The sequence below is a fragment of the Pseudomonas kilonensis genome (assembly GCF_001269885.1).
Lineage (GTDB): Bacteria > Pseudomonadota > Gammaproteobacteria > Pseudomonadales > Pseudomonadaceae > Aquipseudomonas > Aquipseudomonas kilonensis.
The window spans coordinates 602619-628190 of sequence record NZ_LHVH01000024.1 but is presented as its reverse complement, the minus strand read 5'-3'; the positions used below and the strand labels follow the sequence as shown (position 1 = coordinate 628190).

Below are 25572 nucleotides of genomic sequence, written 5' to 3'. Positions count from 1 at the left end.
CTGAAAGTCAAAAAAACCGCTATGACATGAGGTTTTGTCAAAAAAACTTGCTTAATCCGCAACGTGCGAAATTGGCAAACTGATAAAACGTCAAAGCCCAGCCGACACCGATATTGACAAGGTACTAGTCAGCGTACCGGCACAGTCGATTAAAGGGTATTTAACCATTTGACAGGGAAGTAATATGAGTAATCCACAGAACACTCTTATCTTAGGGTGCGCGTCCACGGGTGCAAAATTTACCCCCCGCAACCATTATCTCACTGGGGATAAGCTTCTCGATTCGATTTGTACAGGCGCGACTATTAAGGGAGACCAAGACGCCATCGTTAAAGAAGCAATCGAACTTTACGATCTCGGATGCCGTTACTATCACTATCATGCGCGAAATCCGATAACGCAGGAACAAACAACCGACAATGACATCTACCAAGCGGTGAGCCGAAATATACAGCGCTCCTGCAAAGACGTTTTATTGAGTTTCGGGGCTAGTCGCAACGGTAAAGAGGTTCAAGAAAACATTAAGGCGTTTGGTGAATGGGAGCGGGTTAGCCAATGCGCTTTACCTTTACATTTCGGCGGAGCTCACTTTGTCACCATTCAAGCCGCGATAGAGCTACAGATCATATGCGAGTTGGAAAAAAAAACGCAAAAACTCGATTTTGAGTATATGCACAGCTCTGCTTTTCTCGAAGACATAAACAAATACGTGCCGTCTGCACGTGTTGCGCAGGCCACCATGGAAACAAATTCCACGAGTAAAGGCGCCGACTATGGTAGTACTTCACCGTCGATACAGTTCCAGGTATACAGGAGTGCGATTTCAGCTCGCAGACAACTAGGGCTGTTTCATGAGGTAGAATGGGTTCAACTTGCTCGAAGCTACGGCATGACGCGGTTCGCCGTTGAGCATCCATCTTTGCAGCTGGGCAGCTCCGGCCAGCTAAATATCATCCTATTATTCGGGTTCTCCAGTCGTCTTCCGTTTCCGTCATCATATGACGAGTTTTGCAACATAATTAACGTGGCCAAGAGCTTGGAATCTGATATTTCCAATCCGGATTATAAGAAGCGTAAGATAACCATCACTGTCGGTGCCGCGATTATTCCCCAGCAAGCACATCTGCATTACCAGGCGGTGGACGTTGGTCCACGGAAAGGAACAGAAATGTGTGCTTTAAGGAGACTTGCTACATACGCCTGCCAGCCGGGAAGCGGCGTAGATATTCTACGTGTAGGCATGGAAGATACACCCTACGGTGTGGGCGAGGGGGGAGAAGTGCATATGTGTGACAACCGACAACTCATGGAGTATGTGCTTGAAGAAATTAGCTATAATAATGTAGCGCCTGAGCTTAATCCAGAAGCTATCATTAACCGTATGGGGCTCGATATTGTCAGGGATGAACATCTCATCGCACAACGTCAAAGACCTCTTGGCATATCAGAAAATGCTGGAGCTTTTCAATGACTGATGTAAGCAGTTTGCGCCAAGAATCCAATTATCGCTGGATTATTCTTTTAATCGCCACGGTGGCCCAAGCGAGCGCCTGTTTCTTTGTACAAGGTATCGGTGCTATTGCTATTTTCATCCAACAGGATTGGAACCTGTCCACGATGCAAATAGGATTATTGGTCTCAGCTGCCCAATTAGTCCCTATCCTCGGCTTGCTAGTTGCTGGCGAGTTACTAGATCGATTTGAAGAGCGCATAGTTGTTGGTATGGGGACGCTAATCGTTGCGGTCGCACTTTGCGCTTCAACGCTTGCTAACAGTTACCTATCATTGCTTATGTTTTTGATCGTGGTCGGTGCTGGCTACAGCACTGCGCAACCTGGCGGCAGCAAATCTGTTTCTAGCTGGTTTCCAAAAAAACAGTTAGGATTTGCAATGGGTATCCGCCAGGCGGGCTTGCCTTTGGGAGGTGCGCTCTCAGCGGCGATACTCCCCTACATTGCCACCCGTTGGGGGTGGCAGTACTCCTTTTTAGCGGGCGGACTTGTCGCATTGTTTGGGGCTCTAACTTTTTTAAGTTTTTATCGCTCTGCCAATCCTAACAAGCCCCCTCCGGTGAAATCTGATAAAAAGCAACTAAAAGCCGTTTTGGCTTCAAGATTATCCATGCTCAGCGACCCCGCGATGAAGAATATTATATTCTCGGGTGTTAGCCTTGTTTCGGTCCAGTATGGGATTTTGATATTCACAGCACTTTATCTTTATGATCTGCTCGATTTGAGCATCACTGCCGCTGCCACATTACTGTTGATTGCCCAGGGAGCGGGCATAGCCGGGCGAATCATCTTGGCCGCTTGGAGTGATCGCTGTAAATCGGGTCGGTATTTCCCTGTGTTGATCTGTATGCTCGCCGTTATTTTCGGCTTAATCATTCTCGCTTGGTCTCCTTTGCGTTCTTTCTGGATGTTGAGCATATTAGTTGGCTGGCTCGGATTCTTCGGTTTTGGCTGGTATGGTCCATGGGTAGCCTACGTTGCTGATTCCGCGCCACCGGATAAGACTGGATTCGCACTAGGTTTAGCCATGGCAATTAATCAAGTTGCGATTGTCATAATGCCACCCGCATTGGGTTTCCTGAAGGACTGGTCTCATAGTTATTTGCCAGGATGGAGCGTGTTGATAATCATGACTCTAACTGCGCTGGTTTGCACAGCCTGGAGCACACTGAGTATCTCAAAATCACCGTCGCTGAGTAATAAGTAGCCGTTGGCTTTTTGAACCATTGCTAGGAAAGGGTCGACCTTGAATACTCTCAAATATCTAAGTCATTCAGAGCTTTATGCGTTAGCAGAACGCTCCCATTCCGTTCGTGATGTTTGCATTTGCACGAAAAAGATACTGGTAGGGTGGGAAAGTCCTCTGATCTCCCTGCCAGAGACCCTGTTAGTCGATATTGGCACGCTCATGTATGACGTCGAGGAAGTGATGACACTCACCGAGTATCATCCGAGTGATACTAATTACTGGTCGTTGGATGCTCCGATTGCACCGCTCTACTTTCCCTACAATCTATGCAAGATTTCTGAGTGCTCTATTTGCGGTCGCTGTTTCTTACGCTACACCGAGAGCGGTGCCTACCATATGGAGAATAGGATTCGTAGCCTGGACCCCTCCTTAATCATTAGTGCTCCTCTACCTCAGATAGTTGAAGCGTCCTCATCAACTGTGACATGACCCTTGATGGCGCGAATGGCTGCCATGTAAGCGCTGGTTCCGATGCCGACCTGACCCCAGACTTCGCGGCGTTCTCCTCCTTGGCGGTCATATTGTTCATCCGCATCCCATAGCGTCAGGATTTGGTTTGGAAACATAAGAAAAAGGGGATTTATTTTTGCTTCGCTGTGCTGCGAACTTCCATCGAATGGATTCGCTTGGATCAACTGGCAACCGGCTCGAAAATAAATCCCCTTTTTTCCATAAATGGGCAGAGAATCAGATCCGGCTGTGGGCTCTTGAACGCAAGAACTGCCTCTTCGCTGGGTCGCTACGCAGCGGACAACGGGCCGCGGCGATCATGAACTTAATCCAGTCTGCGCGGCTCAACGGGCATGAACCGTCTGCTTATTTGAATGACGTCCTTACGCGTCTGCCGACGCAGCGAGCAAGTGAGATTACGCAACCGCCGCCATAGCTGGAGTCCCCCCGAATAACGTAAGCTGGGATGTACGGATACTCACGTTGAAACTCCACATGGAAGACTTGGAATGACTCGAATTATTGAAATCTTGATGTACACCTTAAAGCCAGGATCGGGATTGGGCTTTCATCAAATAATGCAGACTGTAAGTGTTCCGCTTCACCTAGAAGCTGGCATAGATGTCGTTTCTTATGGCAACTCATTACATGATTGTGACAGCTATCACCTGATTCGTTCCTATGAAAGCGAGAGCCATCGCCAAGTATCTCAAGATGCTTTTTACGCAAGTGCTGCCTGGAAGCAAGGCCCGAGAGAAGACATTATCAGTCGGATTGAAATCAGTACAACGACAGTTATGGCGCTCGCTCAAGACGCAATTGATGCCATCAGAGCTTCCGTAGATCTATCTAGAGTCGAAGCTCGATCCGCGTAGCTGACATCGACAAAGGCAGACCCCGTAGCCTACGGGGATCAGGAAAATGTGTTGGCCGGACGGTTACGTCCAGGCAGCAGCAAGGAGACGTTTTAACGAAAATTCTCTCGGAGTGGATCGGTAACATGGAAGCCTCTGCGGAAGCGCTCGAAGCTCTTCGTATGGCGGCACCTCGACACTTGCCTGCCGATTATTACCAGCTATTAGCGTTCAGCGATGGAGGAGAGTGCCCGTGTTCGGCCCCTCCCTTCAATTTCTGCCTTGATTCGGCGGACACTGCCTCGGACGCTGAGCTGATAGCTATTCTTGATAGAATCGCGCCTAGTCTATTTGTTTTTGGAAGCGATGGCGGAGGACAATTGTTCGCGTTCGATCTGCGTGGGTCGTTGCCCTGGCCGATAGTTACGTTTGATGGCGTGGATCCAGATGCAAGCATAGAAATCGTGGCAAGCAACTTTGCTGAGTTTCTGAAATGGGTCGACTAAGTGAACCCTCACGCGCATTATGGGCCAAGTCCTATAAGTTAACGCTCTGTGAGTGATAACCTACGAGCTCTTCTATAAATGATATTGGATACAGTTATGACAGGCTGTTTGAGGACGCTCGGAGCTAGCCTCGCTAACAGAGTAGTGATCCCCGCCGCTTGGGTATCGGGGCTTGCGACGATAGGATTCTTGTGGGGCATGATAGAGTTTTCGTCCGGTAAGCTTACAGTCGAAGGACGTCAGCTCTTCCTGGCTTCTGTTTCTATTTTTTGCCTCGCCATATGGCACTTGATACGGCGCAAGAGACGAGCAAAAGCACTTGTAGCATCCATCAACCTAAAAGAAGGCCTGAGCCTTGACGATACTCAGTTGCTCGGCTATCCAAGCCCCATATTTCTTGCCTTTGACCTCTCCAACAAGAAACTCGCTCAATGCCAAAGCGCCACCGGCGACTATCAAATTCGAGACTTCACGTGGGTAACAGGCTGGCAGTGTGAGTGGCAACGGATTGACAGCAGGGTGTCGGGCGGGGTTCTTCAAATAGTCGATGGGGCGGGCATGAGCGTTCCAGCCGACGAGATTCGGCGTAGATTCATAGGATTCTCACTGGTTTTGACGGTTGCCGATACAAGTCATCCTCCCCTCCGTTTTCTAATGAACCGGAGCGCAGCTGAAGGGTGGTGTACCCGGTGCAATGTACTTTTTAAGTGCTAAACACGAAGCATCGCACCAGAAGATAATTATCTTTAGAGCTCGCGGCAGCGCTGATGATGACGGAATGAATGCAGGCGCCTGATGCGGAAGTAGCTGCTCAATCTCACCTGACGGAGCAGGCAAGGTCTGCATCCCGTCGATGCTGCGAAAAAGGGGAAAAACGGGGACAGACCACGATTATGATACGGATCGATTACAAGTGAGCCCAAATCGTGGTCTGTCTCCAGTTTCTCCAGTTTTTTCTTGGCCGCGAGAAAAATGAGAAGTGTAATCGAGTCAGCAACAAAAAACGCCAGCGGCGAACCGATCTGGCGGCTTACCAAGGGCTAGTTGCCTTTGTTTTCGAGCATTTTTTCGATGTATGAAACATCCTTCAAAATCACTTCAAGCGGCCATTCATAGGCGTCTTTAGCTTCGCCACCTTCACATCCGCCCGCCGGCACCTCTATGAAGAACTTTGCAGCACGTTTCAGCGCTTCCTCATTGAACCCCGGCGTTTGCTTAAGTGCATGGGTCAGCGAAAGCAGTGCCATGAGTACGCCTTGCTCAAACGGTTTAACTTGATAAGCCACATAGACCTCCTCGGTGATAGACGCGCCGAAATTGGCGCAATCCCAGTCCTTAGGCTTGCAGGCAAAGGACCGGGGCACTTGCCTTAGACGATCAAGCGATCTAGATGGCAATCCCACTAGCAAAATTCTCGATCAGTTGCGAAAACTCTGTGTCTGCAGTGGTGTTTTGAATGGTGAAAGCGAAGGTTGTTTTGTCTTTCTCGGAGTAATGGATGTTCAGCATCACCTCATTAACATTGTACTGAACGCCATATTGGATGGCCTTCTCGCTCTTGAAGTCTTTATGAGACTTGATGTAGTTCACGAGCTGTAGCTCGTGTTCTCGCTTGATACGCATTTTATTGATTACCCGTAAGAGACATACCAAGCGGGTGCCTGGTGGCTGTAGGCTACTACGATTGGATCCATTCATTCTACTGGTATTCCATCCACGCTGGATGCGTGGCCAGGGCGTTGGCCGCGGGGGAAAATGGGAACAGACCCTGAGGGATCCCCACAAATCTACTCCAATACCCGCGCCTCTTGATGTACCTCTGCTCGCAACGCGTGCTAAAGCCTCTCCAAGGTACTTCGAGTGAGAAAGCCGGGACTAGACACCGTTATGGAATCTCGATGTAGCTCACATCGGTGTAACCCGAGCCAATGCACAATGTCTTAAAAGTCTGCGGAGTTCTGTCGCCCAAAGGCTGATCCTTTAGTGGAATGTTGAATCTCTGCGCAACTAATAGCCATTCATCGTCTTCATAGAAGTGATCGGCTTGTTCTACGAAGGTCTTTCTTTCACCGTCTTTGGTGTAGCTAATTTCAAAATTACGTACATCTGGCATAACTCACTCCTTGGTAGAGTCTGGTCGGTGACACGACTGATCAATGTAGTTTGAAACCCGCGGAGGGCAGGGGAGCACTCCGATTTACCTTAGCAGGGGTAACCCTCGGGATGGCCTGGACCTTTTGCCTTTCTGCTTTCCCGCCTTTCCTTGAAATAGCAACCCACGTGCATAGTCTGATCTCTACTCGTCTGACTGACCGTTACCTACCAGCCGCCGGATCATTCCGAAACTGAAAGAATTCAGGCAGGCAAGGGTTCGCCGAAATTATTGTAGTGTCGACTGAGCTCTACTGCATCGGGATCCGTCTGGTGCGCCAGAATACACTCGACGCAATGGGGTGCGGCAAGAAGTGTAAGCCGCTTGAGCTGCTGGGGAGCTCATGCGGCCTATTTTCGGCCGAGAAGAAGTCTTTGTAGGTGCTTGACCATGATGGCCAATTGATCGTAAATTAACCTTATATCGATTTGCGCGCGATCGCGATGCAGGCGATTTCAAGCTTTTTGGGCTGATAGAATGCCCATCACTATTAGATAAATTTCGAGCGAACATGGAAGATAAAGACCAAGTGGTACTGGTAATTGGCTCGGAAGAAGATGCATTTCACTACTTGAAGCTCGCAAGTAATGGCGAATTTGCTGGGAGGGACGTCTCCTTCGAATTTAATAACTGGCCTCGCCTTGATATAAATATTAAGGGTGGTCGCTACAACAGCACCCTTCCTACCGGAGTGATGAAAGGTCTCATTGAGTATCAAGGAGTGCTTAATCGCGCTTTTGCTCTCTTGGGAGATCACCCAACAGCTAAGTCTATCTCGGAAAGTGAGCGTCAAAATCTCGAGGTTGTTTTTGAGGTGTCGGAGGGTAGTTCTGATATATCTAGTTTAATTCCCGATCAACTTTGGACAATAGCGGAGCAGGCAATGTTAACTATGTCGGGAACTGAGTTGGTTATAGCTGTGCTCGGTGTTGCCTTGATCATAGGGCTAACAAAGTTAGGGCTGTCAAAATTGAAGTGCAATGCGGAGCTTGCATCCGAAAAACTAAAATACGATTTCGCGAAAGATATAGTTGAGCAGAACGTTAAGCTGAGTCAGGTGAACTCTGACTTAAATAAAGCGATGCTCACAGTCGTCAAGGGCGCGCATGACGCTAATTTCATGCGTATCGGAGGTATAACGCTTGACGGTGCGGAAATTGAGAGTCTTACCAAAAGAAAACGCTCTTCGACGGAAAAGCGACGTATTGATGACTTGTTTCTCGTCAAAAAACTTCAAACCACCGATACCAAGTGGAAGATTCTTTTTCAGCATGATGCATATGGTTTTATCAAGGTTGATTTGTATAAGACCCAGGAGGCTGACAGAGTTTTTGACGATATACAGGATGCCTTCCGTAATAGCAGGGCCGTATCTCTTTATATGCTTGGGGCCTTTAAGGGCGATAATCTGGTTTCGGCGACTATCGTCGGCTCCCCGACTTTTGGGCTACTATTTCAGGACGAGAATTATTGATGATTGCTCATGAGCGTTGAGAGGTCCATTGTTGCGGTTCTTTGGGGGAATGGATCTTACCTAACCTCTGTGTGATAAGTGGGAACAGATTAGTTTATGCTGCTCTGAAAACTCTTATGGAAGAAGGCGTAGGATTCTGGTGGCGATTAGCAACTGATTTGTAAAAATAAATCTGTTCCCGTTCGTCGGTCCGGTCCGACCGCTCGGGCTCATTTAATGAGATACACCTTCGTGTCCTAGTCAAACTCTTTATCGGCTACTGGATCTAGCATCAGCCAACAACTTGTTGAGTTTTTTCCAATGGGAGCGCAACTGTTTCCTTATTGACTGGGAATCCATAATGTTCGCAGCCCTGAATCCGTAGGAAATGAAGTTCCTGCGCCCAAGGTAGCTATAACCCCGATAGATAGTACGCAGGAATAGCTCTCGGGGAATCTCCCCCCTTTCGGCTCGGAGTTTATTGCAACGATCCATTGCTTTCTTACTTGCCCAGATACGCTTGCGAAGTTTTTATAATATCTAGTTATAGAGGTTGAGCGAATATGTACCCCGTTGTCCATCAAACGAAAAGCCCAGGTAGTGAACCGGCTTATCAGCTTGAGGTTTACCATCGGCGTCAATTTTGAATTGCCGAATTTCGGTTTTTTTTCTCCTGTAGATTTAGTCCCAGCCTTCTAATCTCATCATACACAAACTCATAGATCTCATCTTCCTTTTCCAAATCACATATGATGAGTACGTCGTCGCAGTGGCGATAGAAAATTGCCTCTGTCAAGGATAATTTTTAAAGTAAGGCGAGGTCGAACTCCAGCATGTAAATGTTGGATAGGAGGGCGCTTATTGGAGACCCTTGCAGAATGCCTCGCGACTCAGGGTTGCTAGCAAGACACCCTCCACCTCTCACCTCTCACCTCTCACCTCTCACCTCTCACCTCTCACCTCTCACCTCTCACCTCATCACGGAAGCGCTTAGCCGAGCAGAGACGCTTATCTTTAACTCGTGGGTTATGGATCGACACACGGAGCTTGTTATAAAGGGCGATTTTATCGATGCGAGAGCTTTTGGTGATCGCCTTGAAAACCGCAAAATGATCAGCCGGAAGCTAAGCTTTTCGACTCCTAGTGGGAAAGCGGGGACAGACCACGATTACGGGGTGGGCTAATTACAGATGAACTCAGGTTGTGGTCTGTCCCTAGTTTTTCCGTGGATTATCCCCGATTTTTTTGACTTGTTTATCTCGTGCTCGATCCGCAGCAAGAGCCGATTTGCATGATTCAAGAACCTCTATTGCTGTTTCGAAAGTGTAGCTGGCAGTAATATAGGTTGCCGTCGTATCTGTATTGTTCGAGATATCTATGTTTAATTTGCCATTTTTTGCTGTTACGTTAAACGCTGAGTTGAGGAGTGGAAAGAATTCTGCAATGTACTCAAGAATGCTTTCTTTGATGAAATTGTCAAGAGGGGTTGTATCAATATTTTGGAGGGTGTTAAGGGTGTCGTTAGATTGTTTATTGGGTGTTTCTATTTTGATACGGGTTTCTTTTTTTACGCGTTGTTCGGGGTTTGTGTTATTGCTTGCTACGTCTGCTATTATTTCGGCTACGGAGATTTTTGAATCAATGTTGGTTGGGTTGTCGTCGAAGTCATTGCTTGGATTGTCGGTCAGTGTTTTTGTTGTGGTGGGGTTGTTGTTTTTTGGTTGTAGCTCTGAAATTATTTCTTTCAGTCTTGTGTTTTCTAGGGTTTTTGAATCAATCTCAGATTCGTATTTTAGTTGATTTTCAAGAGACTCTCTTCGAATTTTACGAGCTTGCTCTTTTGAAATAGGACTTTCATCATCGATAGATTGTTGGATTTCTTTTAGGCGGCGCTGTGTCGTTTTCACATGTCTATAAATGGACTCTGCTGGTATGGGGTATACAAATATCAAGAGGAGGCTCGTTATTAGTGGGAGTGCAATGCCATGGATTACTATGCTTTGAGTGTTTGGAAATATATTTAAATCGATGTAGATTATTTTTTCGTGGGTCTGTAGGTTTGATATAAGTATAAGTAGGAATTTGTAGTTCCAGCCGCACCAGGAGATAATGAAAGAGCTCAAAAGTGGGCTGCTTACTCGCTCGTAAAGCTGTGCTTTGATAGTTGTAGTGAAATCTTCAATCAAGTCTGTTGCTCCATTCGGGATAAAACGGGTACGGATCACAATGTGAAGATGGGGTAGCAAATAGAATGTCTAGGCCTGCCCCCAAGTTTCTCGTATATTTTCCAGTCTTTGGTTTTTTAGGCAAAAGACTGGAGTCCATTATTTCAAGCCTGTCCTTGATAGAAGGTGATTGTCTCTTTGAGAGAGTCTGAGAATTCATAAATCTCATCGAGCGAATTGATAGGGTATCGAGTTTCGTTTTTTTCTTTATCAAAAATGCCTAGATATTTTTGGGTTCTATTAAAGTGGAGCCTTGCAATAGGCTTTCGATTATTATCGTCCAATAAAATCCCAAAGTAGCTCTGAGTGTCTCTGTGCGCGATTCGTTTCGAGTCGATTACTGTGCGCACTATCGCCTTTATGATATGGAAACCCTCCAGCTCCTCCATCGTAGTAAGGACTCTATCCTCAGGCGTATCATTTGTTTCGGGCTGACTCTCGGATACAACCCGCTCAGCTGGAGTCGGTAGCGGAACGCCTCTGATTGCGGACTTCAAACGATCGTTGATTTGATCGTTTAGGAACTGAGATGCGGCTTTTTTGGTAAGAAGCGCGAACTGCTCTCTTACTTTTTGAGTGATCACACCTTCATAGATTCGAGAAGCAAAGAAACGCACAAAATCGTCGTCGGGCTGGCTGAGCTGGGAGGCCATTTCCCTTTTTATCTGCCCTACGTACTTTAATTCACCTGCTGCGTTAATGATTGATTCAACGTCAAATGCTGATTTGGTGAGCTTTTGCAGCTCTGGTATCACGTGTTCGTCGATATCTAAAAGGTCTATCTCCAAAAATGGTTTTTCATCCATTTTGTTGGGCGCGTCTAAATCGGTGAAGAATCTGTAGAATCTGCCGTTCGTTAAGATTGATATTCTGGCGGTAGTGACATGGAAGTATCTGAACAACTGGCTCGCGTGATTTATGTTCAACGATTCGCCAACTTTTTTAGTCTCAATAAGAATCTGAATTTGGCCATTTTTTAGGATCGCGTAATCAATTTTCTCACCTTTTTTTGTACCAATGTCACATATATATTCGGGCACGACTTCAGATGGATCGAAAACGTCATAGCCAAGCACTGTGTGAATGAATGGCATTACAAAAGCGGTCTTAGTTGCTTCCTCAGTTTGGATTGTTGAGGCTAGCTGATTTACCTTCGCCGACATTGCGCTCAAGCGTTCTATAAATTCCATTTCTCAGCTCCGTAGCCATTTTCCCGAATGGGCCAATAGAGGCTTAACGCTACTACTTGTTAGGTTCGCTCGATACTGGATTTTTATCCAAGCTGGATGCCCAAACAGTTTAAGAGCGACAGAGACGGCCAGGAGGGAGCCAAGGTAGCGCTGAGCGCTCCGGCGCCAAGGAAAACGGGGACAGACCACGATTGTGGTACGGTCCGATTACAAGTGAACTCAAATCGTGCTCTGTCCCCGGTTTCCGTCCAATTCTGCTCAGATAGATTCCGCCCGGTTCTGAATCAGAAAGACCATCACCTTCAAATACCTTCAGGCACTGGTATAGCTCGGCAATCAGACTGTCCTGCCCCACGGGCTCTGGCCTACTGCCACTCCCTCATACCCAGTAAGGGCGCTGGCCTGTGCTATCTATCAAAAGCACGAATCTGGGCTACGCTGAGGTTCGGTCAATCGACCATACATCATGACGGGCGAATTCTAATGTCAGAAATTATAAATAAGGAAGATAAACCAGTTGATGGCGACCTTTTATGTGAGCAGGGAAAAGAAAAAATATTTAAAGGAGGGAGGTGGGTCGAGTCAGGTAGGCTTTGCGTTGATTCTGGCTCTGGGAATACCTATCAGACTATATCTGAAGACGGGCTATCTACAGGGCTATCTTCGGATATCGAGCTGCCCCAGCCGGATGGCGGAGGTGCCGGTAGGCTAACTTGCTGTAGGTACATCCTTGGTGCACCATTTGGTTCGGCACGGCTATATAATTCATGTGCAGGATGCAAAACTGTAACCATTTCATATGGTAATGGCGATATTAGGGATTATAGCGTCCAAGGTAATAGCCACTACGATATTGTTTTGGTGCATCCGAACTCGCAGTTGGCTGGCGAGCGAGACTGTTGAGAAAATCCGTCTCACTTTTCACCAATCTAGTGTTTTGAGGGGGGATGCGAGCTTCTCATCCCCTCTGAACCCCTTTTAAGCCACGGAGGAAACTCCTGCGGAGCTGGGTAATCCAGCCAGTCGCTGATGTAACTCTAGTGGTCCTCCTGACATGGTGGGCGCGTTGGTTCGCGTCCAATCGCGCCTACCAAATAAAATCCGCTCTGCTAGGCGGTCTAGAAGGGCTCACCGAAAGGTAGGCCCTTTTTGTTGTCTGCGATTTGCAAAGCTTTTGCAAAATCCACCTCAGAACGTCAATTCGGCGCCCTGTAAATGCCCTGCAATGAGCTGAGGGATCACATCAAAGTGGCTAGATATGCCTCCGCAATTTGTCGTCGCAGTTCTTGCCTTTGATTAAGATTGATCAAGTCGAGCTGAAATAGACGGTTGCTCCATATGTCGCACTCACGGAAGAAGCGATTTCTGGACCTGCGGTTTGCCACTTGGGCAATAGCGAGGATTGCTTCTGCAAACTTTCTCATAAAGTTTTCTCTGTCGGGTGGTTGAGCCCCCATGGTCAACGTATTGGACTGTCGGTTTCCCGACTATTTCTATCTGACGGTGTTCGAGGATTCGTGCGTTTCATGAAGGTGATCCAATGCGTCCTCGAGCATGCCCTAGAGATCGTTCGATAGGACTGCCTTCTCACTCACCCATGCAGGCAGTTTTCTCAGGGGCAGGCCAGTTTTTACGAAGATCAAAAATGAACACGAGCTAAGCAGTTGCTTCAGCTTTCGGCGAGACCGTCCCATGTACCAGTTGCGTAAGATGATCGCTCGTGCGCTCTAGGGATGGTCAGAAAACGGGGCAGACCATGGTTACGAAGCTGGCCGATCGTAAGTGAACTCAATATCGTGGCTGCTCTCAGTTTCCGCGAGAGGCATTGACGCAAATTCCTACACAAACCTCGGAAACCAGCGCATTGCAGCATCTGGAAAGGCAACTTATTGTCTCTCTGTCGCCCAGATGGCGATTCGGGTTTGGCGACTCGATTGAATGAAGCGCAGAAGCTCCTGCTACACTGCGGGGCTTTTTTGCAGTTGCAGACTGCTTTATGGCAGCTGTGTGCGGGAGACTTTCGAGTCTGCCGGTTCGCTTTCATTCCCGGTTCGCCAACCCGAGCACAGCTGCCACCCCATTCGTTTGGCGACGTTTGAGTGGTAGTCCTTATCAATTGAATGAAGGTACTACTCATGACCCGATACATGCCCATCACCGGCATCGACTGCATCCCCGCAACCCTGCTCATCGACACTGAGGCCCCTCTAGACGTCCTGTTCGAAACCGCCGATTACCGCATCCGCACGGTGACCCAAGTCTTGGAAAATATCGCGTTTCGCTCGGACATCAGCTCAGACACGGTAGTGCTGACTGATTTTTGTAAATTGCTGACCACATCGTTACGCGATGGCTGTGATGTCATGGATGTGATCGGGCGACGATTGCGGGCACAGGTGGCGGAATAATGAAAACGGGCGACTAATCAGTCGCCCGTTTCATAAAGCTTGGGAGAAAATTCAAGAGGGTAGGGCATGTGTGTCCCGATTGACTGCAGGGCATGGGTAAAGAAGAGGCCAAGTCAAAGACCGTGGAAAGGAACCCACACTCAGGCTGGTGAATGATCAGCCGCATGCCCAGGCTGCGCATGAAGATCAATGCCTAGCGCATGAATAACCTTGAGTACGGTATCGAATCTCGGCTTTGATCCGGGTGCGAACGCCTTGTACAAGCTTTCTCGCCCCATGCCAGAGTCCTTAGCGATCTGCGCCATGCCTCGGGCCTTGGCTACATAGCCGATCGCCCGGAGAAACTCCTCGCTATCACCATCAGCCAGCACTTGAGAAAGGTATTCGCTGATGGCTTCGTCGCTATCGAGCAGTGCCGCCATGTCAAATGTTGTCAGGTGTTGGCTCATGTTCAAATCTCCTTTGCCAATTTCTTCGCTCGCCGGATATCAGCATTCTGTGAAGACTTGTCACCACCAGCCAGTAGCACGATGACCACTCCACCGCGCAGGGTGAAATAGACCCGGTACCCAGCGCCTACATCCACACGCAACTCTGAAATACCATCACCGACAGGTTTCACATCACCCAGGCCCTTTTTGGGGCGGCTTCGCCACCCAGCGGGAGCAAGCTCCCTCGCCACGGGTTTTGTGGCGTCGCGGCTCAGGCAGCCAAAGGCCAACCAATGCGCGCTGCACGGCGCAGGCTCGCCTTAACAACCAAACGATGAAACGGGGCAATAACGAAGATGTAGGTCCGGCCCAGTCGGTTGTGGCACTGGACCACGGTTGAAAAAACCAGTTGGCGACTGCCTTCTGGCTCTGCCTCTTCAGAACACAGGATCGATATCCGGAAGTCGAGGTGCTTGTCGTCCTCTCCCAACACGATTTCAGTCTGGTTCGTGCTGTAGACCTTGAAGATTTGAATCCGATGAGCAAGTGTCGCCAGATGTCTGGCTGTCTTGAGACCAAAACAGGCAACGACAGTGTCTCGGACTTTCATGAGCCATCCGATCCAGGATGGCTGGTGGGAAAGGATGAATCGCGCAAGCAAGTCTGGGTCGCTGGATGTGCCCGCAGGGAGCTGAATCGCAAAAGCGTCCGCCAGGTTCGTCGACTTGTAAAGGTGGGTGACGCCGGACCTCGAGGGGACCGGCACGGACTTAATAAGCTCAAATTCTCGGGGCATCGGGGATCTCTCCTGAGTTCTAACTACCAATTAGACGACCTGCCATGTCGCGTTTCTTGTTGGGCGGCGCCAATGTCTCCTTGTCGGATACTGAGCCCGATCAAGACATCATAGAACGCTTGTTGCCCGGCGGGCAGAACAGGGAGCAACGTCGCACGGCGCTTGTCGGCATCGAACCAGGATTCAACCAACCATCCCACCAGATAGAGCGCCGAAAGGCATCCGCCAGCAGTTGCAACGTTGCCCTGGCATACGAGAGGCTGGTCCACGGGCTCAAGTCCCAGCGCTTGCAAGCCCGATCGTGCATCGGGGTGTGTCGTTGCTCGGCCGCTGAGCAGCCCAAGCCGTTGAAGGATGAAAGCGCCGGCGCATAGGGAGCCGATTCGCTGGCGTCTGGGGTCAAGTTCAAACGACGGCAGGAAATCCGGGGCGGCCAGTGCAGCGGGTACTCCTTCCTTGCCGCTGACGAACAATACCGCGTCGGCACTATTGGCCTCGGAAAGCGGACCGTGCACCGAAACAGGCAGGCCGTGGGCCGATCGTACGACAGGGCTGGAACCCAATATTCGGACGTGCCAGTCCTCCGTGTTGCGGCCTAAGATGTCCCACATCAGGAATAGGTCGATATCGGTGAATTGGTCGAAAGCAACCAGAACGATTTTCTTCAAGGCGAGCTCCATGAAAAGTGCTGGCGTGCAAAACGCAACGGCCATCTTTGCTGGTGTTCGCAGCGTATCGATCGGTTGCGCGCCATACACAGTCTGTATGGCGCAAAATAGGGAGCGAAATAACGGATGGAAAAACTAACGCGTCACCATTGGATCGCGGCTGGTTTTGAGGCCCTCGACCAGACAGGGCATATTGGCGTGTCAGCCGAGAGTCTATCGCGCCGATTGAATGTGACCCGCGGATCGTTCTATCACCATTTCCGCAATCGCGAAGATTTTGTCCGCACCTTGTTGGCCGCTTGGGAAGAAGACTACACGGAGCGCATGCTCGCTTTTGCGGCGCAGGGTCGTAGCGCGGGCGAAATCTTGAAACGCTACTTGAGTATTGCCGCTGAGAAACAACCCGGACGGGAAGTTTCCATCCGAGCCTGGTCGCTGCACGATCCGTTGGTAGGCGAGTTTCAGCAGCGTGTTGACACACGACGGTTGGACTTCGCGGTACGGACGTGCCGCCGCTTGGCCCATAGGCCAGGCGAAGCAGAAGTGATGGGGCAGGTGGCCCACCTGTGCCTGATTGGGGGGCAACAGGCAGGGCTGCGGCGTGATGCCGCTCGCTTCAACCGTTTCATGCATCGAGCCTTTTCGCTTTTCGAAGGGGCTCTTCCACCTTGGCGGTCTAGGTCATGAGAAGAAATGAGCATGGGGAGTCCTGACCTGATAGCGTTGTGGACGGGTCATGGGTGGGGGCCGCGAATGGCCAAACCATGTGTTCCGATGTCTATTCGGGATGAGGACCGTTAATGCCGTACAACTACACGAACGGCCGGTACTTGGTCTTCAAAGGCCGGGGCAGCGATGGGGCGCCCTTGGGCCGGATTCACCAGGACGGAATAGTTCGAAACCTCCTGGGTGAGCCGCTGTATTACATAAACATGGACGAACATGCGTTCAGTTCGGTCGATTTTATTTTTCAGGGCGGTATACAAAAATGTCGCGGCACGTTTTATGTGCTCAGCGACAAAGTTCTTTTCACATTTTCCGAGATGACGGTTAAGCCACTGGGAAACGAGACCGAGGAGCAGGCGCTTCACAGGGAGTTCAAAAAGAGGGCGCTAAGTTTGGCAGGGCAGATCGTCCAGGCGAAAAATGAGATGGTGCAGGCACGCTTGGATATGGCTTGGTCCAATTTAAATCTTTTCCGCCGTTTCCGTGCCTTCCTCACGAGCCGAGCCCGCAGGGAGCGAGCCTCACTAGGGTGGCGTTGCAGTGGGTTGGAAAGTGATCATGAGCTCAAATTGACGTCTGTCCCTGTGTCCTCCAGTGAGTTCAAAATCATAATCTGTCCCCAGTCTCAGCAAAGAGCGGCAATCAATGCCAAAGAAACTTCAGGAAAGCAAAGCAGCGACTGCTGCTGACATTGAGCGCTCTATCCAGGCACTGAACAAGATGGCAGAACGCCTCTGGGGCGACGGTCGAGAAGCTGAGGCGAAAGCCCTGCTCGACGCCTTGGATGCTTTAAACAGGGCGCTCGACAGGATCAGGATTGGGGAAAGTCGCAGGGTTCTTCATTGAGGTTTGAAGGAAAAGTGAGGAAAACGGAGTCGGCGAACCTTTGGCGCGCAAAGAAAAGCCCGACTGGGGAGGCCGGGCTAAAAGGGTTTCACTAGGAGCTGAGATGACCATAGGCGCTCGGCTGTGAAAGGGATGTGAAAGATTGCGTTCAGTACGAGTTTTAATATCGTGTCTGTCCCTGGTTTCATTAAAGAAATGTTGATCCAGCTGTCGACGCGGCGAGCGAGTGAGATCGAGCAATCGCTACCGCATAACCGGCGGCTGCCTACACTGGATAGCTCACTCATCGAAGGACATGGAATGCTCATCGTCTTCAGCGGCCTTCCCGGCACCGGAAAAACGACTATCGCCAATGATCTCGCCGCTACAACAGGCGCCGTGTACCTGCGGATCGATACGATTGAGCAGGCGATTCGAAACTCGGGCGCTCTTGCGCGAGACGTAGGGCGCAGTGGTTACATGGTCGCCAATGAGCTTGCGCGGAGTAATCTTCGTTTGGGCCGCACAGTCATCGTTGATTGTGTCAATCCCGTTCTCGAAAGCCGAATCGCGTGGAGCGAAATCGCCTCACAGGCTGGTATTCGATTGGCAAACATCCACGTGATTTGCTCCGATAAAGATGAACATCGGCGCCGGGTCGAAACAAGGATGGTTGATATTCCCGGGCTGACGCCACCCACCTGGCAGTCGGTACTGGATCACGAATATGAGCCGTGGGATGAAGCTACGTTTTGCATAGACACAGCTCTGATCTCTCCGGTGCAAGCGGTCGCGATGATCATCAATCGACACGGTGTGTGCTGACTGATTTTTGTAAATTGCTGACGACATCGTTACGCGATGGTGGTGATGTCATGGATGTGATTGGAAGACGACTGCGGGCGCAGGCGGCGGAATTTTTGGAATTGCTGTCAGCCGGGGGAAGCGGAAGGAAAGGGCGGGGCGATTTCCTCTGTTCTTCCGCGCTGAAGGCGTCACGGGGGGCGGTTATGCTCGGGACGGCCACAGATTCAAAAAAACGGAGGCAGATCACGTTTATGAGACGGGTCGATTACAGCTGAGCCTGGAATCGGGGTCCCCAGCTTTTCGATTCGTCCTTCAGCACGATCCGCTGAGCTTTGTGCTCCGCCGGTCGAGGATCGCGAGCTCAAGGCCGGATCACCGTACGTGTCCGGTAAGCCATCTGGCTTTTTCCGCGTTGTCGTTATGACAACCAACCGACAGGGCGGTCATCGAATATGCCTATCGGGAAAGTTCGCATGCCATTACTACCATTCCAATTTCAACCCGGTCAGTTTTGAAAGGGATTTCACCGATTTCTTGGAAACCGAAACCTTCATAGAATCGCCGCGCATTTGAGTTGGTCTTGAGTACGTCAAGCCACAGCAAGCGTTCTCCGCGCTCTATCGCTCGGCGGCAAATGAAGTGCAGGAGTTGTTTCCCATATCCTCGTCCTGCTTCGGACTTAAGAAAGTAGATTTTTTGAAGCTCCGCGCCCAATTCGCCAGTTAAAGGCGCAGGCGTTGACCAGTTAACTTTGGAAAATCCTACGACCCTACCGCTTTCGTCAGAGGCTATAAGCCACAAATGGCAAGCGGAGGATTCGAGTGATTTGCCGAGCGAGGTAGGAGAAAAGTCTTGATTAAGGAAGACCTGCATGCCAGAGAGGGACCAGATGTCCGAAAAGTGCTCTTGGTAGGTCTCACAGCCGATTTCACGTAGAACATCTAGGTCGGCTGTAGTTGCTTCACGAATATTAATCACATTTCTCACCAGATTATTTGTTCAATGGCCATCGCGATTGCGCTGCAGCCACTCATCGACGACTTCTCCGAGCGTTTTAGGTACGCCATTACCTATCCAGGCCATAAAGCCTCGGTCAAATTTAAACTTCGCGCCGCAGTGCTCCAGCATGAATCTGCGGACATTCTGTGTGTTTCGGTAATGTTTGCAAACGCTCGTATCTCTTGTGAGCGGCTCGCTGTGCCAATTAAAACTCATGGGGCGGGCTCCATGCTGGGTGGTCTGATTTATCAATTCATGGCATGGGAGGCTTGGCGTCTTGCAAGCGGTATCCACACGTCCACGTAGCCCTTCCCTCGGGAGGGTTCGAAATCAGGACTGTACTCTTCGAACTCAGGCGCGTCGGCAAGCTCGTATTCGGATTCAGGCAACCAGTGAGTGAAAATGGTGAAGAACGTCTGATGGATCGTCGAGATATGGCCTTGGTGTCGAAACACGGCATAGTTTTGCTGCGGCACCCTGAAATACCGAAAAGCCGGAGCAAGACCGTCGACGCTGGACACCTCGGTGCCGGCAATGTACTCAAAACTACCATCCGGTTCAGGATTACAGCACAGGCCATAGCTCCCGTTGTTGACCTGATTGGGTACCTGTCCCAGGTAGGGGGAGAACGCTTGCCACAAACCGACGATGCCTTCGTTCTTATCGAAGGTAAAGCGATCCCCCAGGCCCGCGATGACAAACTCTGCTCTAGTTTCAAAGCGAGGTTCAGAGAGTGTTATGAGCTTCCTTTCTTTCATACGTAAAGGCTCTACCAGCGAGAGATGTTCATCCTCGTGCCCACGCACCTGCTTCGGCGTGAACCCAAACAGATCGCAGAAGGCGCGTGTAAAGGCTTCATGGGAGCCGTAGCCAGCATCCAGCGCTACTTGCAGGATATCCGGCGCACCTCGACGCAAGGTCAATGCCGCTTGGCTCAAACGCCGTGCGCGGATGTAACGCATCACCGACCAGCCCGTCGACAGCGCAAACAAACGGGCCAAGGCAAAGGGAGACATGTTGCAATGGCGCGCGACACGTCCCAGATCGAGTTGGGATCCCAGCTCCAGCTCGATATACCACAGGGCCCTTTCGATACTCAGCATGACGAATCTCCATGAGTGCTGAAGCAACGTTATCAAATGGAGGGGGACAGGATTTGATCGTTCTTGCGGTTTCTGCTTTAGACTCCTTTCTGAAACCGCCGATTACCCCATCCGCACCGTGACCCAAGTCTTGAAAAATATTAGTCGCCAAATTTCTTGGCTAGTGGCAAATTGACGCTATTCGTTTTGTGAGGTTTGAGGTAGACGGTCTTTTTACTGAAAAAAATGTGGATTGCTTTCTGTTTTGGTGCTCGCGTTAAATAAAATCAAAGGATGGAAAAATAATGAAGTTTTCTTTGTTGGGTGGTATCTGGCTTCTATCATTCAGCGTGTTTTTTGCCGGGTGTGCATCTTCAGTTTCGTATCCGGCTCCAACTTACAGTTCTGAGCAGCTACCTTATCCCACCCCGGAATACAGGACTGAAGTTTTTGCGCCAGTGAAGGTCAGCTATGCAACAAATAGAAGAAAAGCGCCGGATGGCAGTCTATTACCTGAGTTGAATGTGTCCGGTGACCCCCTGTCTTATGGTCAGGAGACCGTTCTGATTCCTTTTAAACGGGATCTAGGAAGCTTTAAAGACTCACATAGCCCTGCATTTAAGATGTTAATGGAGTTTGGGCTCGTGGATGAGCAGGATGATCCAATTATCACCTTGCTTAATGACAGCTCGCTAACGTTGACTGAGGCTGACTTCTTTAAGCAGTTCAAACCAGCGAAAGGTTTTAAAAGCGGTGATGTATTGCTTTTCGTACATGGCTTTAATGTGAAGTTTGAAGACGCTGTGAAGCGTGCAGCTCAAGTTTCTTACGATATTAATCCTGATTTGCAACCGGTGGTGTTCAGCTGGCCTTCTATTGGGGATCCGTTAAAGTACAATCGCGATTTTGGTAGGGCGTTGGACTCCGTTGATGACTTCGAAAAATTCATGTTAAAGCTGGTGGCCTCTACGCAGGGAAAGAGAGTTCATGTCCTGGCTCATAGCATGGGGTCAAAAGTAGTCATTCCTGCACTGGCTAGACTCTATTCTACTCATCCAAAACTGTTTGATAAGAAACTGGGTAATATCATACTGGCTGCACCTGACTTTCCCAGGGAGACGTTTATTCTAAAATATAAGGCCGCGTTTAGTAAGTTTGGCCGTGCGACAATCTATATGTCGTCGGAGGATAAGGCGCTCAAAGCTTCCTCTAGCACCTATCTTGCTGATCGAGGAATGCTTGGCTTTAGTGGCCCTGAAGGATTTTTCTTTCCCGGAATTGACTCTGTTGATATAACTCGTGCGGGAGGTGTTGATGATCTTCTTGGGCATTCAAACTATGGTAGTTCGGCGCGTGTGCTAGTGGATATGCACGATATGATCGGAAGTAATTTGAGAGCTGACAAAAGAAAAGGCTTTATCATTGTGCCACCTTACAAGTATTTTTTTCTCCAGCCGTAGTGGTTTTGGGGGCTGGGAAGCGTGGGCAGAAACTTGCAGAGTCTAAACCACTAGCTAACAACGTACCCTAGGCTGCAAGCGTCCCGATTCGTCGGGACGTAGGCAGAACTCATTCAACCAATACTCCGCCCCAACAACCACTCACTAAACCCCCGCACCGCCGCCTGCCGCTCCCGCCCCGGTACACACACCAACGTATACCGCGCACCCGCCAAGCGAACCTCAGGGCGATAATCAACCAGCTCCCCACGCGCAACAGCCTCAGCAACCAGCACATTGCTGGCGAGTACCAGCCCGTGCCCGGCGATCGCCGCCTGCAGGGCATGTTGTTCCTCGTCATAACGCCGAAAACGCGCGTTCTCCAGCCAGCCCAGGGTCTCGGCCTTGGCGCACCATGCAGGCCAGTCGACCGCCACTTTTGCGCTGCTCAGCCACGGCACGTCGATCAGCTCGACGGGCGAGCCTGCTGCAGGCGGTTGCCAGCCGGGGTGGCAATAAACGCCAAAGTACTCGTCCAGCAAAGGCTGTTCGAACAGCTGAGGGTCAGGCGTGAAGAGGGCGCGGATCGCCAGGTCGATGCTGGCGTCACGCTGCAGGTCGACCACGTCGTTGCTGGTATGCAGCCTGACGTCGATATCCGGGTATAACCGATGAAAGTCCCCGAGCCGCGGTATCAGCCACAGGCTGGCGAATGCCGGCGTCGTGCTCACCACCAGCGATTGTGCAGCACAAGGCGGTGACAGCACCTGCAGACCCTGTTGGATATCAAGCAGGGCACGGTGCATGAAAGGCTGAAGGCGCTCGCCGTCGGCGCTCAGGCGCACGCTTTGGCTGGAGCGTTCGAACAGCCGCACGCCAAGGAAGGCTTCAAGGCTTTTGACCTGATGGGAGATCGCTGCCGGGCTGACATTCAGTTCCTGGGCCGCTGCCTTGAAGCTGCCCAGCCGTGCAGCGGACTCGAAGCCGCGCAAGGCGGTGAGGGGCAGTTTGGCGAACATGGGGGGAGGTTACTCAGGTTGAGCGTGGCTCAATTTAGCTCAATTGTGCGCGGTGGCTCAACTTGCCAGGCTGTGGTTTTCCAACCCCGCGAAGGAGTCCACCGATGCAAGGCACGCCCCGTAAAATCCTTCAGGCCATCCTCTACGAAGCCGGCGGTGTGCTGTTCGTGGCACCGGCGCTGGCGCTGACCTACGGCCAGGGTATGGGCTATTCAACCCTGCTGTCGCTGGTGATTTCCGCTGTCGCGCTGGCTTGGAACATGCTTTTCAATGGCCTGTTCGAGTGGTGGGAACGTCGCCAGCGCAGCCGCCATCGTAACTGGCTGCGACGACTGCTCCATTCGCTGGGATTTGAAGGCGGCTTGACGCTGATCCTGACTCCGGTGATTGGCGCGTGGCTGGGCATCAGCCTGTGGCTGGCGCTGGTGACCAACCTGGGGTTGTTCGTGTTTTTCTTTTTTTACGCGCTGGTTTTTCAATGGGGGTTTGATCGAGTGTTTGATGTTCCGCTTTCGGCGCAGGCCGATCAGGGGGCTGCCTCTAGCACCCGCTGAGTCATTGGCATGAACATGTACGGGCGGAACGTTAACGGGAATCCAGGTTGGCACCTGCCTGGCTGTCCCTTATTGTCTTTCGAGTCGCTAATAGCACCAGCCATAAAAAAGAGAGCAGCCATACATAGAATCCGTAGCTGTAGCCCGTGACAGTCACGCGTCCGTCTCCATCATTCCACATGTTCGTATACAGGTACGACGACAGACCGAGGAGTGTGGCGCACAAGGCGCTGATCAGGCGTCGTCTCGCCCTCTTGTCTGAGAAAAATGCCACGATGAAGAATAGATTGGCCAGCCAAGCGGCACTGCCATGCAATAGTGCTAGAAATCCGAAGCAGAGCGCTTCGTAGCCGTAGGTGACGCTCTCAAATTCCCATACTTCATTTCGAGTGTTGATGGCTGGCAGCATGAGGCTGACGGCAAAAAGGGCCAAGCTTAAGTCTCGAGCTTCTAATCGAAATGGGTGGAATTTCATCAGCTCTCCCTGCTGTAGAAAAGTCATCGTCCGACAAAGGCTACACCAAGAACGCCATTGCTCACATTTGAGCTAGGGGCAGCTCACCAGATGAGCCTTTCCTGGCCGAAAGTCGTTACAATTCGGCTCGACGCGGGGTATTCGCAACGCGCTGCATTTCAGTTGAATAAGGAAGTCCTACGTGAAACGGAGTTTCTCCCTGGCTCTTGTCGTCCTGGCTATAACGCTAGGTGGCTGCGCCGCCAACAAGCCGGCCAACGACCCATCCTTGGTGGGTTCATGGAAAGGCCTGCGGGCAGAAAACGGCAAATGCCAGTTCCTTTCCTGGAAAAATGACTTCAAGCCCGACGGTCGTTTCACCATCACCTTTTTCCGGGATGCCCAGCAGACTCAGCCGATTCAAACCGAACATGGCACCTGGTCCGCTGCCAATGGCAAGAATGAATTGAGAACCGATGGCGTGCGTATGCCAGATGTCTACACGTACAAGTTGACCGATGTCGACACGGTGCGTTACGTAAGTTTGGCGTCAGACCCTTCCGGCGATTGTCAGGAAGATTATGACTTTATTGAGCGCCGCATTCGCGGTTGAACCCATTTGGGGCGCCTCGTTTAAATCAGCATTCTAGAGGGATCTCTTATGCACTCATTTTTCGCCAAGACTTTTGGCGGTCTTACGACCAGCTACTACATCCGCCAGTTTCTTTTTGGGTTGGTGTTCACCGTGATGATCATCTCCCTGGCGGCCAACAGCCCCGCAGGAATCGGTGCGAAGCCTGGGTTGATCGTGTTGGCGATCATCAACACGTTGCTTTATCCGTATTCTCGGTTCGTCTACGAAAGCGTTGTCGGCTACATCATGGGCAACAATGTTTTTTTCGTGAATGCACTGTTCATGCTGATGGTGAAGGCTTTCACCATGGCCATGTGCTGGTCGTTCGCGATTTTCGTAGCGCCGGTGGGGTTGGCGTACCTGTTCTGGCGCAACAGCCGTTCGGTCGTTGAATAGGTCAATAGCTCAACGCGTTTGCAGTTGAAAACTGGTGTGGGTAGGGCAAACGTGAACCGACCATGATTATGGGTAAATTCATAATCACGGTCGGTGCCCTGTTTCCCTAAGGGCTCGACACCTTTCACAGGGCTTGGATCGCGACTGTAGATAAAACTATGCAAAGGTTGTCATTCTTCGTCAGAGTGTTGTTTGCATGTTGCCTTCTTGTCGCCACGGCTAATCACATCTGTGCAGCTGCTTTACATGGTTTGCTCTGGGACTACGGATACGGACCTGGCGCTTATTTGGCGAGCCGTATTTTTTGGGGAGCACTTACATTTTTTGACCCGCTCGCAGCTCTGCTCCTGTTTCTCAAGCCAAGAGTCGGAATCGTGCTTACGGCTGCGATCATCTTGGTCGACGTAGCTCACAACACTTTATACGTCGCATTGAAGCAGCAGTGGCTGGAGCCGTTCTACCTGTCCCAGGTGGCGTTCCTTATCTTTGTATTCCTGCTGTCCCCCATCGCTTGGCGCGGCTTTATTCCAGACGCTGTAATCACCAGTCCAGCTTGAACGTAATTCACTCGTCCGCTGCGTCGACGGGCGCGCGAGAACCTCCTTCAGGTACACATACGGGTCGTGACCATTCAGTCGTCCATGCAGACTGGATCAAACTCATGGCCGCTGCCCATCTCCCGCAGTAAGCACCCAGCGAGGCGCCTCCCTGATGTGCATCAGGGGTGGTGTCCTTTTAGGCTTG

General features: G+C 50.6%; 30 protein-coding genes and 2 pseudogenes. 16 read left to right on the top strand and 16 right to left on the bottom strand.

Annotated elements, in window-relative coordinates; translation table 11 throughout:
• Positions 1-184: 184 nt before the first annotated feature.
• Both AD662_RS19185 and AD662_RS19180 read left to right on the top strand, forming a co-directional pair.
• Positions 185-1471, top strand: coding sequence for a 3-keto-5-aminohexanoate cleavage protein (locus AD662_RS19185; RefSeq protein ID WP_053189451.1), 1287 nt, complete (start codon positions 185-187; stop codon positions 1469-1471).
• Positions 1468-2718, top strand: coding sequence for an MFS transporter (locus tag AD662_RS19180; protein ID WP_053189449.1), 1251 nt, complete (start codon positions 1468-1470; stop codon positions 2716-2718). Before AD662_RS19185 ends, AD662_RS19180 begins: the two co-directional genes overlap by 4 nt.
• Before the next feature lie 434 nt (positions 2719-3152).
• Here AD662_RS19180 and AD662_RS29360 read toward each other — a convergent pair whose 3' ends face one another.
• Positions 3153-3395: a hypothetical protein gene (locus tag AD662_RS29360; protein ID WP_139213161.1), complete on the bottom strand. Its 243-nt coding sequence runs from the start codon at positions 3393-3395 to the stop codon at positions 3153-3155.
• Between the two features lie 44 nt (positions 3396-3439).
• Here AD662_RS29360 and AD662_RS28750 point away from each other — a divergent pair.
• The 3 genes and pseudogenes from AD662_RS28750 to AD662_RS19175 all read left to right on the top strand — a co-directional run.
• Positions 3440-3646 (top strand): annotated as a pseudogene (locus tag AD662_RS28750) (transposase domain-containing protein); the annotation flags it as partial.
• 73 nt (positions 3647-3719) lie between these two features.
• Complete coding sequence (locus tag AD662_RS28745; protein ID WP_074849742.1) at positions 3720-4085, top strand: NIPSNAP family protein; 366 nt, start codon at positions 3720-3722, stop codon at positions 4083-4085.
• Between the two features lie 125 nt (positions 4086-4210).
• Positions 4211-4570: an SMI1/KNR4 family protein gene (locus tag AD662_RS19175; protein ID WP_053189447.1), complete on the top strand. Its 360-nt coding sequence runs from the start codon at positions 4211-4213 to the stop codon at positions 4568-4570.
• Between the two features lie 1040 nt (positions 4571-5610).
• Here the strand turns inward: AD662_RS19175 and AD662_RS19165 are convergent.
• The 3 genes from AD662_RS19165 to AD662_RS19155 all read right to left on the bottom strand — a co-directional run bounded on the left by AD662_RS19165 (position 5611) and on the right by AD662_RS19155 (position 6683).
• Positions 5611-5856: a hypothetical protein gene (locus tag AD662_RS19165; protein WP_139213160.1), complete on the bottom strand. Its 246-nt coding sequence runs from the start codon at positions 5854-5856 to the stop codon at positions 5611-5613.
• A gap of 100 nt (positions 5857-5956) precedes the next feature.
• A complete protein-coding gene (locus AD662_RS19160) occupies positions 5957-6160 on the bottom strand; it encodes a hypothetical protein (RefSeq protein ID WP_139213159.1) in 204 nt (67 codons plus the stop codon).
• Between the two features lie 295 nt (positions 6161-6455).
• Complete coding sequence (locus AD662_RS19155) at positions 6456-6683, bottom strand: hypothetical protein (RefSeq protein ID WP_053189441.1); 228 nt, start codon at positions 6681-6683, stop codon at positions 6456-6458.
• A 550-nt stretch (positions 6684-7233) separates the two neighbouring features.
• Between AD662_RS19155 and AD662_RS19150 the strand changes: the two genes are divergently transcribed.
• On the top strand, positions 7234-8196 hold the full coding sequence (locus AD662_RS19150) for a hypothetical protein (RefSeq protein ID WP_053189440.1): 963 nt from the start codon (positions 7234-7236) through the stop codon (positions 8194-8196).
• A gap of 1193 nt (positions 8197-9389) precedes the next feature.
• On the opposite strand, the gene AD662_RS29355 is transcribed toward AD662_RS19150, so the two are convergent.
• Positions 9390-10361 (bottom strand): hypothetical protein, encoded by a 972-nt coding sequence (locus AD662_RS29355; protein ID WP_139213158.1) that lies wholly within the window; start codon positions 10359-10361, stop codon positions 9390-9392.
• Between the two features lie 143 nt (positions 10362-10504).
• The gene (locus tag AD662_RS19145; RefSeq protein ID WP_053189439.1) at positions 10505-11590 is read right to left on the bottom strand and encodes a type I restriction endonuclease; all 1086 of its coding nucleotides are present in this window, start codon (positions 11588-11590) and stop codon (positions 10505-10507) included.
• Positions 11591-13725: 2135 nt separating this feature from the next.
• Here AD662_RS19145 and AD662_RS19135 point away from each other — a divergent pair.
• Positions 13726-13998 (top strand): hypothetical protein, encoded by a 273-nt coding sequence (locus tag AD662_RS19135; RefSeq protein ID WP_018610855.1) that lies wholly within the window; start codon positions 13726-13728, stop codon positions 13996-13998.
• A gap of 140 nt (positions 13999-14138) precedes the next feature.
• Here the strand turns inward: AD662_RS19135 and AD662_RS19130 are convergent, their stop codons facing one another.
• The 4 genes from AD662_RS19130 to AD662_RS19120 are packed head-to-tail and all read right to left on the bottom strand — an operon-like array spanning position 14139 to position 15893.
• Positions 14139-14447 (bottom strand): addiction module antidote protein, encoded by a 309-nt coding sequence (locus tag AD662_RS19130; RefSeq protein ID WP_053180647.1) that lies wholly within the window; start codon positions 14445-14447, stop codon positions 14139-14141.
• A gap of 2 nt (positions 14448-14449) precedes the next feature.
• Positions 14450-14680: a type II toxin-antitoxin system RelE/ParE family toxin gene (locus tag AD662_RS28740; protein ID WP_074849795.1), complete on the bottom strand. Its 231-nt coding sequence runs from the start codon at positions 14678-14680 to the stop codon at positions 14450-14452.
• A gap of 20 nt (positions 14681-14700) precedes the next feature.
• Positions 14701-15225, bottom strand: coding sequence for a DUF2867 domain-containing protein (locus AD662_RS19125; RefSeq protein WP_053189437.1), 525 nt, complete (start codon positions 15223-15225; stop codon positions 14701-14703).
• A 23-nt stretch (positions 15226-15248) separates the two neighbouring features.
• Positions 15249-15893, bottom strand: coding sequence for a DJ-1/PfpI family protein (locus tag AD662_RS19120; RefSeq protein WP_033062796.1), 645 nt, complete (start codon positions 15891-15893; stop codon positions 15249-15251).
• A gap of 126 nt (positions 15894-16019) precedes the next feature.
• On the opposite strand from AD662_RS19120, the gene AD662_RS19115 reads away from it, so the two are divergent.
• The 4 genes from AD662_RS19115 (at position 16020) to AD662_RS19100 (ending at position 18269) form a co-directional block, all read left to right on the top strand.
• Positions 16020-16580, top strand: a complete 561-nt coding sequence (locus AD662_RS19115; RefSeq protein WP_053189436.1) for a TetR/AcrR family transcriptional regulator — start codon at positions 16020-16022, stop codon at positions 16578-16580.
• 113 nt (positions 16581-16693) lie between these two features.
• Positions 16694-17308 (top strand): hypothetical protein, encoded by a 615-nt coding sequence (locus tag AD662_RS19110; protein WP_169788914.1) that lies wholly within the window; start codon positions 16694-16696, stop codon positions 17306-17308.
• Positions 17265-17465 carry a hypothetical protein gene (locus tag AD662_RS29830; protein ID WP_013693816.1) on the top strand — a complete coding sequence of 67 codons (201 nt, stop codon included), beginning with the start codon at positions 17265-17267 and terminating at the stop codon, positions 17463-17465. The genes AD662_RS19110 and AD662_RS29830 overlap by 44 nt, the downstream gene beginning before the upstream one ends.
• Before the next feature lie 300 nt (positions 17466-17765).
• Complete coding sequence (locus AD662_RS19100) at positions 17766-18269, top strand: P-loop nucleotide/nucleoside kinase family protein (RefSeq protein WP_053180725.1); 504 nt, start codon at positions 17766-17768, stop codon at positions 18267-18269.
• Positions 18270-18707: 438 nt separating this feature from the next.
• Here AD662_RS19100 and AD662_RS28730 read toward each other — a convergent pair whose 3' ends face one another.
• From AD662_RS28730 to AD662_RS19090, 3 genes are read right to left on the bottom strand one after another with little or no spacing between them, the layout of a single operon-like run.
• Positions 18708-19229, bottom strand: coding sequence for a GNAT family N-acetyltransferase (locus AD662_RS28730; protein WP_074849736.1), 522 nt, complete (start codon positions 19227-19229; stop codon positions 18708-18710).
• A gap of 21 nt (positions 19230-19250) precedes the next feature.
• Positions 19251-19466 carry a DUF6434 domain-containing protein gene (locus tag AD662_RS19095; protein ID WP_053189435.1) on the bottom strand — a complete coding sequence of 72 codons (216 nt, stop codon included), beginning with the start codon at positions 19464-19466 and terminating at the stop codon, positions 19251-19253.
• Positions 19467-19498: 32 nt separating this feature from the next.
• Positions 19499-20353, bottom strand: a complete 855-nt coding sequence (locus AD662_RS19090) for an AraC family transcriptional regulator (RefSeq protein ID WP_053189434.1) — start codon at positions 20351-20353, stop codon at positions 19499-19501.
• Positions 20354-20637: 284 nt separating this feature from the next.
• Between AD662_RS19090 and AD662_RS19085 the strand changes: the two genes are divergently transcribed.
• Complete coding sequence (locus tag AD662_RS19085) at positions 20638-21792, top strand: alpha/beta hydrolase (protein WP_235862418.1); 1155 nt, start codon at positions 20638-20640, stop codon at positions 21790-21792.
• Positions 21793-21905: 113 nt separating this feature from the next.
• Here AD662_RS19085 and AD662_RS19080 read toward each other — a convergent pair whose 3' ends face one another.
• The gene (locus AD662_RS19080; RefSeq protein WP_053189430.1) at positions 21906-22790 is read right to left on the bottom strand and encodes a LysR substrate-binding domain-containing protein; all 885 of its coding nucleotides are present in this window, start codon (positions 22788-22790) and stop codon (positions 21906-21908) included.
• A gap of 104 nt (positions 22791-22894) precedes the next feature.
• Here AD662_RS19080 and AD662_RS19075 point away from each other — a divergent pair, with 104 nt between their 5' ends.
• Positions 22895-23344, top strand: a complete 450-nt coding sequence (locus AD662_RS19075) for a PACE efflux transporter (protein WP_053189428.1) — start codon at positions 22895-22897, stop codon at positions 23342-23344.
• Between the two features lie 31 nt (positions 23345-23375).
• Here AD662_RS19075 and AD662_RS19070 read toward each other — a convergent pair whose 3' ends face one another.
• Positions 23376-23819 (bottom strand): hypothetical protein, encoded by a 444-nt coding sequence (locus tag AD662_RS19070; RefSeq protein ID WP_053180632.1) that lies wholly within the window; start codon positions 23817-23819, stop codon positions 23376-23378.
• Between the two features lie 181 nt (positions 23820-24000).
• Between AD662_RS19070 and AD662_RS19065 the strand changes: the two genes are divergently transcribed.
• The 3 genes from AD662_RS19065 (at position 24001) to AD662_RS19055 (ending at position 25385) form a co-directional block, all read left to right on the top strand.
• Positions 24001-24411, top strand: coding sequence for a hypothetical protein (locus tag AD662_RS19065; RefSeq protein ID WP_053189426.1), 411 nt, complete (start codon positions 24001-24003; stop codon positions 24409-24411).
• 48 nt (positions 24412-24459) lie between these two features.
• Positions 24460-24828, top strand: a complete 369-nt coding sequence (locus AD662_RS19060) for a hypothetical protein (protein WP_018605221.1) — start codon at positions 24460-24462, stop codon at positions 24826-24828.
• Positions 24829-24986: 158 nt separating this feature from the next.
• On the top strand, positions 24987-25385 hold the full coding sequence (locus AD662_RS19055; protein WP_018605223.1) for a hypothetical protein: 399 nt from the start codon (positions 24987-24989) through the stop codon (positions 25383-25385).
• Between the two features lie 3 nt (positions 25386-25388).
• Here the strand turns inward: AD662_RS19055 and AD662_RS29560 are convergent.
• Positions 25389-25506, bottom strand: a pseudogene (locus tag AD662_RS29560) (transposase domain-containing protein); the annotation flags it as partial.
• Between the last annotated feature and the right edge of the window lie 66 nt (positions 25507-25572).

What these genes read in the sequence shown, in the direction of transcription:
- AD662_RS19085 (WP_235862418.1), top strand. Translation starts at nt 20,638, where the DNA reads ATGAAGTTTTCTTTGTTGGGTGGTATCTGGCTTCTATCATTCAGCGTG.
- AD662_RS19125 (WP_053189437.1), bottom strand. Translation starts at nt 15,225, where the DNA reads ATGCCCCGAGAATTTGAGCTTATTAAGTCCGTGCCGGTCCCCTCGAGG.
- AD662_RS19185 (WP_053189451.1), top strand. Translation starts at nt 185, where the DNA reads ATGAGTAATCCACAGAACACTCTTATCTTAGGGTGCGCGTCCACGGGT.
- AD662_RS19150 (WP_053189440.1), top strand. Translation starts at nt 7,234, where the DNA reads ATGGAAGATAAAGACCAAGTGGTACTGGTAATTGGCTCGGAAGAAGAT.
- AD662_RS19100 (WP_053180725.1), top strand. Translation starts at nt 17,766, where the DNA reads ATGCTCATCGTCTTCAGCGGCCTTCCCGGCACCGGAAAAACGACTATC.
- AD662_RS19130 (WP_053180647.1), bottom strand. Translation starts at nt 14,447, where the DNA reads ATGAGCCAACACCTGACAACATTTGACATGGCGGCACTGCTCGATAGC.
- AD662_RS19060 (WP_018605221.1), top strand. Translation starts at nt 24,460, where the DNA reads ATGCACTCATTTTTCGCCAAGACTTTTGGCGGTCTTACGACCAGCTAC.
- AD662_RS28745 (WP_074849742.1), top strand. Translation starts at nt 3,720, where the DNA reads ATGACTCGAATTATTGAAATCTTGATGTACACCTTAAAGCCAGGATCG.
- AD662_RS19110 (WP_169788914.1), top strand. Translation starts at nt 16,694, where the DNA reads ATGCCGTACAACTACACGAACGGCCGGTACTTGGTCTTCAAAGGCCGG.
- AD662_RS19175 (WP_053189447.1), top strand. Translation starts at nt 4,211, where the DNA reads ATGGAAGCCTCTGCGGAAGCGCTCGAAGCTCTTCGTATGGCGGCACCT.
- AD662_RS29830 (WP_013693816.1), top strand. Translation starts at nt 17,265, where the DNA reads ATGCCAAAGAAACTTCAGGAAAGCAAAGCAGCGACTGCTGCTGACATT.
- AD662_RS19055 (WP_018605223.1), top strand. Translation starts at nt 24,987, where the DNA reads ATGCAAAGGTTGTCATTCTTCGTCAGAGTGTTGTTTGCATGTTGCCTT.
- AD662_RS19115 (WP_053189436.1), top strand. Translation starts at nt 16,020, where the DNA reads ATGGAAAAACTAACGCGTCACCATTGGATCGCGGCTGGTTTTGAGGCC.
- AD662_RS19090 (WP_053189434.1), bottom strand. Translation starts at nt 20,353, where the DNA reads ATGCTGAGTATCGAAAGGGCCCTGTGGTATATCGAGCTGGAGCTGGGA.
- AD662_RS19135 (WP_018610855.1), top strand. Translation starts at nt 13,726, where the DNA reads ATGACCCGATACATGCCCATCACCGGCATCGACTGCATCCCCGCAACC.
- AD662_RS19070 (WP_053180632.1), bottom strand. Translation starts at nt 23,819, where the DNA reads ATGAAATTCCACCCATTTCGATTAGAAGCTCGAGACTTAAGCTTGGCC.
- AD662_RS19180 (WP_053189449.1), top strand. Translation starts at nt 1,468, where the DNA reads ATGACTGATGTAAGCAGTTTGCGCCAAGAATCCAATTATCGCTGGATT.
- AD662_RS19075 (WP_053189428.1), top strand. Translation starts at nt 22,895, where the DNA reads ATGCAAGGCACGCCCCGTAAAATCCTTCAGGCCATCCTCTACGAAGCC.
- AD662_RS19095 (WP_053189435.1), bottom strand. Translation starts at nt 19,466, where the DNA reads ATGAGTTTTAATTGGCACAGCGAGCCGCTCACAAGAGATACGAGCGTT.
- AD662_RS19080 (WP_053189430.1), bottom strand. Translation starts at nt 22,790, where the DNA reads ATGTTCGCCAAACTGCCCCTCACCGCCTTGCGCGGCTTCGAGTCCGCT.
- AD662_RS19145 (WP_053189439.1), bottom strand. Translation starts at nt 11,590, where the DNA reads ATGGAATTTATAGAACGCTTGAGCGCAATGTCGGCGAAGGTAAATCAG.
- AD662_RS19155 (WP_053189441.1), bottom strand. Translation starts at nt 6,683, where the DNA reads ATGCCAGATGTACGTAATTTTGAAATTAGCTACACCAAAGACGGTGAA.